The sequence below is a fragment of the Caballeronia arationis genome (assembly GCF_001544975.2).
GTDB lineage: Bacteria > Pseudomonadota > Gammaproteobacteria > Burkholderiales > Burkholderiaceae > Caballeronia > Caballeronia arationis.
Genome location: NZ_FCOG02000015.1, coordinates 130,874 through 138,324 on the forward strand (window position 1 = coordinate 130,874; position 7,451 = coordinate 138,324).

Consider the following 7,451-nt stretch of genomic DNA (forward strand, 5'->3'; position numbering starts at 1 on the left):
CTATAACGTCGATAATAGTTTCCATCGCGACTGTAGCAGGATGAGTCGAGCCCGCTTCGACTGTTCATTAGAACGCCACTCACGACCATTCGGAGGTGCGCTTATTCGGTTTCATCACGCAAGCGCACTATTTATTTCGGATAGCTGATTAACATTTGCAACGTGCAACGAACCCGACACGGAAGCCGACTCCAATGAACCCGAATCTTGCGCACGCGAAGCTGCCGATGAACGGCACCCATTTCGCCTTGCTTTGCGCGGTCTTCCTGCTGTCATCTTGCTCGCGTGACGATCGCAACGTGTACCAGGGCTATATCGAAGGCGAATTCGTGTATCTCGCTTCATCGCAGTCCGGTGCGCTCACACAACTGTCGGTCGCGCGCGGTCAAACCGTGCGTTCCAACGCGCCCTTGTACACGCTCGAATCGATCGACGAAACCGCTGCACTAGCAGGAGCACAACAGCAACTCGCCGCCGCGCGCGCGCAACTCGCAGACATCGAGACGGGCAAGCGCGCGCCCGAAGTCAACGTGAACCGCGCGCAACTGGCGCAGGCACAGGCCAATGCGCGCAAAGCCTCCTTGCAACTCACACGCGACGAAGCGCAGTTCCGCGTGGGCGGCATCCCGAAGGCGCAGCTCGACGATTCTCGCGCCAACGCGGATGCGACCGCGGCGCAAGTGCGCGAGCTGACGAACCAGGTCGAAGTGGCGCGCCTGCCCGGCCGCTCGCAACAGATCACCGGGCAAAGGGCGCAAGTGGCAGCGGCCCAGGCATCCGTCGCACAGGCACAGTGGAAACTCGACCAGAAGCGCATCGTGGCACCGGCCGATGGCCTCGTCTACGACACACTCTATCGAGCCGGCGAATGGGTGCAGGCGGGCAGTCCCGTCGTGCAGATGCTGCCGCCGCAGAACGTGAAGGTGCGCCTTTTCGTGCCCGAGGGCATCGTGGGGAATATCGCGGCCGGGCGCGCGATGACCGTGCATTGCGATGGCTGCGCGGCGGATGTCCCCGTCAAGGTCACCTATGTGTCGAACAAGGCGGAGTACACGCCGCCCGTCATTTACAGCAACGAGAGCCGCTCGAAGCTCGTCTTCATGGTCGAGGCGCATCCCTCGGTTGCCGATGCCAGCAAGCTGCATCCCGGCCAACCCGTCACGGTGACACTGCAATGACCGCACCTGCCACCGAAAACGTCATCGATGTCCAGAACCTCAACAAGCACTTCGGCGACAAGCACGTCGTCAACGACGTCTCGCTGCAAGTCGCGCGCGGCGAGATCTTCGGCTTTCTCGGACCGAACGGCAGCGGCAAGACGACGTCGATCCGCCTGATGTGCGGACTGCTCACGCCGGATTCCGGCACCGGTACCTGCCTCGGTTACGACATCCGCCGCGAAAGCGCGCAGATCAAACGAAACGTGGGCTACATGACGCAGCGCTTCTCGTATTGGGAGGACCTGACGATCCGCGAAAACCTCGACTTCGTCGCGCGGATCTATCAGATGCGAAACCGGCGTGAAGCAGTCGACCGCTCGCTCGAAGGGCTCGGCCTGCAAAGCCGGGCGAACCAGCTCACGGGTTCGCTCTCCGGTGGATGGAAGCAGCGGCTCGCGCTCGCCGCCTGCATGTTGCACGAACCGAAACTGCTGTTGCTCGACGAGCCGACCGCCGGCGTCGATCCCACCGCGCGCCGCGACTTCTGGGAAGAACTGCACCGGCTTGCGGCACGCGGCATATCCGTGCTGGTCAGCACACACTACATGGACGAAGCGGAACGCTGCCACAAGCTCGCGTATATCGCCTACGGCAAGCTGCTCGCGAAGGGGACCGCAAGAGAAGTGATCGAAGCGCAGGACCTTCGCACATGGGCGATTCACGGTAAACATCTGAGCAAGCTCTCCGAGCAATTGCGCTCGGCGCCCGGCGTCGATCAGACCGTCGTGTTCGGCTCGGCGCTGCATGCGAGCGGACGCGATCACGCCGCGCTCGAACGCGCGGTAAGGAAGGCGACGAAAGGCACGCCGCTCGTCATCGAGGAAATCGATACCGGCCTGGAAGACGTGTTCATCTATCTGATGAGCCACTCGAAGGACAACTTTGGAGCGCCATCGTGAGCGCGCGCATGGCTTTTTCGCTCACGCGCTGGTGGAGCATCGTCCTCAAGGAATTCCTCCAGTTGCGGCGCGACCGCGTCACGTTCGGCATGATCGTCGGCTTGCCGATCATCCAGCTCGCGCTCTTCGGCTTCGCCATCAACACCGATCCGAAGCACCTGCCGACCGCCGTCATCGTCGGTGACGACAGCGCGTTCTCCCGCAGCTTCATCGCAGCGATGAAGAACTCGGCCTATTTCAACTTCGTGGGAACGCTGCCCGACGAGGAAGCCGGCCGCCGCGCACTCGCGCAAGGCCGCGTGCAGTTCGTGCTGAACATACCGGTAGGCTTCTCGCGCGACCTGCTGCGAGGCAAGCGTCCGTCGCTTCTCATAGAAGCGGACGCCACCGACCCGACCGCGACCGACACCGCCGTCGCCGCGCTGCCGAGCCTCGTGCAGCCGGTCGCCGACAAGGACATCACGGGCGCGCTCGCGCATCTGAACGGCAGTCCGGCGGCATTCGGCGTGCAGGTCCATAGCCTCTATAACCCCGAAGGCATCACGCAATACAACGTGGTGCCGGGCCTGATGGGCGTGATCCTGACGATGACACTCGTGATGATGACCGGCCTCGCGATCACGCGCGAACGCGAGCGCGGCACGATGGAGAACCTGCTTGCGACGCCCGTCCTGCCGATCGAAGTGATGACCGGCAAGATCGTGCCCTACGTGATCATCGGCCTCATTCAGGCGACGATCATCCTCGTGGCGACGTACTTTGTCTTTCACGTGCCGTTCGTCGGCAGCCCGGTCGCCATCTATCTCGCTGCATTGCTCTTCATCGCGGCGAACCTGACGGTCGGCATCACGCTGTCCTCGCTCGCCCAGAACCAGTTGCAGGCGATGCAGCTCACCGTCTTCTACTTCCTTCCGAACATCCTGCTCTCGGGCTTCATGTTTCCCTTTGCCGGCATGCCGAAGTGGGCGCAGTTCATCGGCAACCTGCTGCCGCTCACCTACTTCAACCGCCTGATACGCGGCATCCTGCTCAAGGGGAACGGCTGGATGGATCTCTGGCCTTCGGTATGGCCGATGATGATCTTCACGCTGATCGTGATGGGCATCGCATTGCGCTTCTATCGTCGCACGCTCGACTAGGAAACACTGCCATGAAACAACTCGTTCTCGTGTCCGTCATGGTGCTCTTCGGCTGCGCGGTCGGTCCGGACTTCCAGACGCCCGCACCGCCCGAAGCCCAGCCCTATACGCGCGATGCGCCGGCCAGCGCAGCGCAAACGTTCCCGGCCGCCGACACCGCCACGCCGATGTGGTGGAACCGCTTTCACTCGGATGCGCTGGATCGTCTTGTCGACGAAGCGCTGCAACAGAGCCCGACGCTCGCCCAAGCGCGCGCCAAGCTGATCGAGGCACGCGAGAACTACAACGCGCAAGCGGGCGCCACCGCATTCCCTTCCGTCGACGCTACGATTTCAGGTACGCGCCAGCAAGTCAATCTTGCTTCCTTCGGCATTCCGAACGTGAGCAGCCCCGGGCCGTTCTCGCTGTTCGACGCTTCGGTCAGCGTGTCCTACACGTTCGACATCTTCGGCGGCAACCGTCGCGCGCTCGAGGCAACGATGGCGCAGGTCGACTATGAACGCTTCGAACTCGAAGCGGCGCGCCTCTCGATTGCGGGGAACGTGGTGGCGTCCGCCGTGCGACGCGCATCGCTTCAGGAGCAGATCTCGCTGACCCGTCGCCTCACGGATGCACAGGCGCAGCAGCTTGCGATCGTCGACGCCCGTCATGCGGCGGGCGGCGTCTCGCAACTCGACGTGCGCAGCCAGCGTACACTGCTCGCGCAAACTCGCGCCTCGCTGCCGCCGCTCGAAACGCAACTCGCCCAGGCCGATCATCAGTTGGCCATCCTCCTCGGGCGGCCGCCGTCGAAGGCAAACTTCGACGCGCTCACGCTCGACTCGCTCCAGTTGCCCGCTGACGTGCCGCTCACGTTGCCCTCCACGCTCGCGCGCGAACGGCCCGACATCCGCGCTTCGGAAGCGCTGCTGCATCAGGCGAGCGCGAACATCGGCGTGGCGACGGCCAATCTGTATCCGCAGTTTTCGCTCTCGGCAGGCATCGGTTCCCAGCGCACGAATATTCAGGACGTGGTGAGCGGACTGAACGTCTGGAACATCGGGCTGAACCTCGCGCAGCCGCTATTTCACGGGGGCGAGTTGCGTGCGAAGAAGCGCTCGGCGCAGGCAGCGTACGACGCAGCACTTGCGGCCTACCAGCAGACGGTCCTGCAGGCGCTCCAGCAGGTAGCGGATACGCTGACCGCCTTGCAGAACGACGCGCGAGAACTGCAGTCACGCGAAGATGCCGCACGCGAGGCGCAAGCGAGCTTCGACATCGCCCATGCACAATATGAGGCCGGAGGCGTCAGCCAGTTCAGCGTGCTCGATGCAGAACGCCAGACCTTGCAGACCGCGCTCGACCGCACACGCGCTCAAGCCGACCGTTTCGCCGATACCGCAGCGCTCTTCCAGTCTCTTGGCGGCGCAACGCAGGCCGACGCGCTCGCACAGGAGCGCTAGATGCCGCGTGACAACGAGCCCTCGGACCGGCCATCTGCTTCGACAGAAGCACACAAAATCGCTACGCAGCCCGCCTTTCCTCCGGTCGATTTCGACGAAGGGCCGTCCGGAACCATTCTCACGGCCGCGCGCGACATCCTGCTGCGCGAGTATTACAGCGGGCTCACGATGGACCGGCTTGCTCTGGCGCTCGGCATGAGCAAGAAGACGCTCTATGTGCATTTCTCGTCGAAGGACGCGATGGTCGCCGCGATCATCGCCGCGACGGGCGTCTCGATCCGTCGCCAGGTCACGGCAATACTCGATGGCCCCGGCGCCTTCCCCGAGAAACTCGAAGCGCTGCTTCGCGTCGTCGCCGAACATGTGGGCGTAATGTCGCCGGACTTCCTGCAGGACCTCAATCGCTTCGCGCCGCAACTCTTCGACGAAATTCAGGCCATCAAGGAACGCAATATTCCGACGGTGTTCGGCCGCGTGATGCGTCTCGGGGTCGAACAGGGCATGATTCGCGCCGATATCGACGTGACCTATCTCGCGGAGTACTGGCTGCAGGTCGCCAAAGGCGTGCACGACACGGCGATGCTTGCACGCACGGGCCTTACGCCGCGCGAAGCGCTCGAAAAGGCGCTGGATCTGTTCTTCTTCGGCGTCTTCACGCCCGCTGCCCGCAAGAAAGTGGGGCGGCAGTTGCCGGGGGCATCGCGCTCCTAGATGCCGCTCTTTCCGGCAGTGAAAATCAGCCGAAGTCCGAGCGCCGCAATGGCGCAGGCGGCAATACGATCGACCCACCGCCTCGCGCGAAGATAGATCTCGCGCGGACGACGACTCGAAAAACCCAGCGCGACGATCGTGTACCACCCCGCTTCGATACAGAACACGAGCGGCGGCAACACGATATAGCACCAGAACGGCGGATGCTGCGGAAGCAGCGCCGCGAAAATGCTGCCGTACCAGATCGCGGTCTTCGGGTTGCTGAGCTGAGTGGTGAGACCGACCCAGAAGGACTTGCGGGTGATGCGTGCATCGGCGCGGGTGCCTTCGTCGACCGAAAGCGGCTGCGATGCACCCCGCCAGATCTTCGACGCGATATAGATCAGATACAGGCCGCCGGCGATCTTCAGCGCAACATACAGCCACTCTACGGCGAGCAGCAGCGTGTAAAGCCCGGCCAGCGCGATGCCGCCGAAGAAGATGCCGCCCACGCCCATGCCGAGCGCGGTGGCAAGGCCGTCGCGCCGCGACAGACTGATGGCATTGCGCGCCACGAGCACGAAGCTCGGACCGGGGATCATCGCGCCCAGCAACAACGCGACGAGGATGGCGAATACGGCGGCTGAGGCATTCATTTGTCGTCTCCTGGACCAGCAGCATCTGCATGATGGCACGAATGTGCCACAGGTGTTCCGGTCGCGCGACGGCCAACTGTCCATGCTCGCATGGCAAGACACGTTGCTATAGTGCGTCCGGTGCACGCAAAGGACATCGACATGAAAACAATCGGGTTGATTGGCGGGATGAGCTGGGAATCATCGGCCGAGTATTACCGCATCGTCAACCAGGAGATGAAAGAGAGGCTCGGCGGACATCGCAACGCGCAAAGCGTGATGGTCACGGTGAGCTTCGAGGAGATCAGGGCGTTGCAGCACGAAGCCCGCTGGGACGAACTCGGAGAGCGCATGAAGTCGGCCGCGTTGCAGGTGCAGGCCGCGGGTGCGGATTTCGTGGTGCTGTGCACGAACACGATGCATCGCGTGGCGCCCGCGGTCGAAGCCGCGCTGGACATTCCCCTCGTGCACATCGTCGACCCTACTGCTCACGCGCTGCACGAAGCGGGCGTGACCCGCGTCGGATTGCTCGGTACCGCATTCACCATGGAGCAGGATTTCTATCGCGGCCGCATGCAGGAGCGGCACGGCATCGAAGTCGTCGTGCCCGCAGCGGCGGAGCGAGCGCTCGTGCATCACATCATCTACGACGAACTGTGTCATGGCATCGTGCGCGACGAATCGCGCGATGCCTACCGACGCATCATCGAGGGACTGCGAGCCGAAGGCGTGGAGGGCGTGATCCTCGGCTGCACCGAGATCACCCTGCTGATCTCGCAGGACGATGTTCCCATCCCCGTCTTCGATACCACTGCGCTGCATGCGCAGGCGGCGGTGACGAAAGCACTGCTTTGACGCCCTGTGACGGGCTTATCCGAAAGCCGGGAAGCCCTCGTATTGCGGAAATGTCCTGGGCATCATGAAGGCGGGGATCATGTAACGCGAAAAGCAGCGTGACGTCGACGCCGGATGAATGACATGCAGGCACGAACCGTCGCGGTCGTCCACGGCAATCGTCTTGCAGCCGGCGGTCACCACCTTCCTGATGAACGATTCGTCGTCGCAAAGATCGAGATCGTCGAATGAGGACAGCTTCATCAGGCATCGCCGGTACACATACGAGAATCCGTAGAACAAGATGAAATCCGCGCCGATCTGCAGCTTGTCATGAAACTCGACTTGCTCGACCGTCGCGCCGCCAAGCATGTAATGCGAGCCCGTCTTCGCGTTCAGGTCCATGTAGCCGAAAAAACCGCTCGGCGGCGCGTACATGCTGACAGGCGACAGTCGATGCGCGGCGCGCAGTCTAGATTCCTTGACTGAATTGATCTTGTAGCAGTCGAGTCAAGTTTCTACGCGGCGATTTTGACCTGATCGCACCAGGTGTTAACGGCCTTCTCAGCGGTGCGGAAGCTGCGCTGCAAAG

8 protein-coding genes are annotated in these 7,451 nt (G+C 62.7%); 6 read left to right on the forward strand and 2 right to left on the reverse strand.

From position 1 onward, the window contains the following. The first annotated feature begins 227 nt into the window (after positions 1–227). From AWB81_RS11910 to AWB81_RS11930, 5 genes are read left to right on the forward strand one after another with little or no spacing between them, the layout of a single operon-like run. On the forward strand, positions 228–1,178 hold the full coding sequence (locus AWB81_RS11910; RefSeq protein WP_062635472.1) for an HlyD family secretion protein: 951 nt from the start codon (positions 228–230) through the stop codon (positions 1,176–1,178). Continuing rightward, positions 1,175–2,119: an ABC transporter ATP-binding protein gene (locus tag AWB81_RS11915; protein WP_062635442.1), complete on the forward strand. Its 945-nt coding sequence runs from the start codon at positions 1,175–1,177 to the stop codon at positions 2,117–2,119. The genes AWB81_RS11910 and AWB81_RS11915 overlap by 4 nt, the downstream gene beginning before the upstream one ends. A gap of 8 nt (positions 2,120–2,127) precedes the next feature. Further along, on the forward strand, positions 2,128–3,258 hold the full coding sequence (locus tag AWB81_RS11920; protein WP_062635474.1) for an ABC transporter permease: 1,131 nt from the start codon (positions 2,128–2,130) through the stop codon (positions 3,256–3,258). 11 nt (positions 3,259–3,269) lie between these two features. Beyond that, positions 3,270–4,700, forward strand: coding sequence for an efflux transporter outer membrane subunit (locus tag AWB81_RS11925; RefSeq protein ID WP_062635444.1), 1,431 nt, complete (start codon positions 3,270–3,272; stop codon positions 4,698–4,700). Further along, the gene (locus tag AWB81_RS11930; RefSeq protein ID WP_062635446.1) at positions 4,701–5,411 is read left to right on the forward strand and encodes a TetR/AcrR family transcriptional regulator; all 711 of its coding nucleotides are present in this window, start codon (positions 4,701–4,703) and stop codon (positions 5,409–5,411) included. It begins immediately after the preceding gene. Here the strand turns inward: AWB81_RS11930 and AWB81_RS11935 are convergent. Beyond that, positions 5,408–6,046 carry a LysE family translocator gene (locus AWB81_RS11935; RefSeq protein ID WP_062635447.1) on the reverse strand — a complete coding sequence of 213 codons (639 nt, stop codon included), beginning with the start codon at positions 6,044–6,046 and terminating at the stop codon, positions 5,408–5,410. The genes AWB81_RS11930 and AWB81_RS11935 overlap by 4 nt on opposite strands. Before the next feature lie 141 nt (positions 6,047–6,187). Between AWB81_RS11935 and AWB81_RS11940 the strand changes: the two genes are divergently transcribed. Beyond that, on the forward strand, positions 6,188–6,880 hold the full coding sequence (locus AWB81_RS11940) for an aspartate/glutamate racemase family protein (RefSeq protein ID WP_062635476.1): 693 nt from the start codon (positions 6,188–6,190) through the stop codon (positions 6,878–6,880). Between the two features lie 15 nt (positions 6,881–6,895). On the opposite strand, the gene AWB81_RS11945 is transcribed toward AWB81_RS11940, so the two are convergent. After that, positions 6,896–7,297: a hypothetical protein gene (locus AWB81_RS11945; protein WP_062635448.1), complete on the reverse strand. Its 402-nt coding sequence runs from the start codon at positions 7,295–7,297 to the stop codon at positions 6,896–6,898. Positions 7,298–7,451 lie beyond the last annotated feature (154 nt).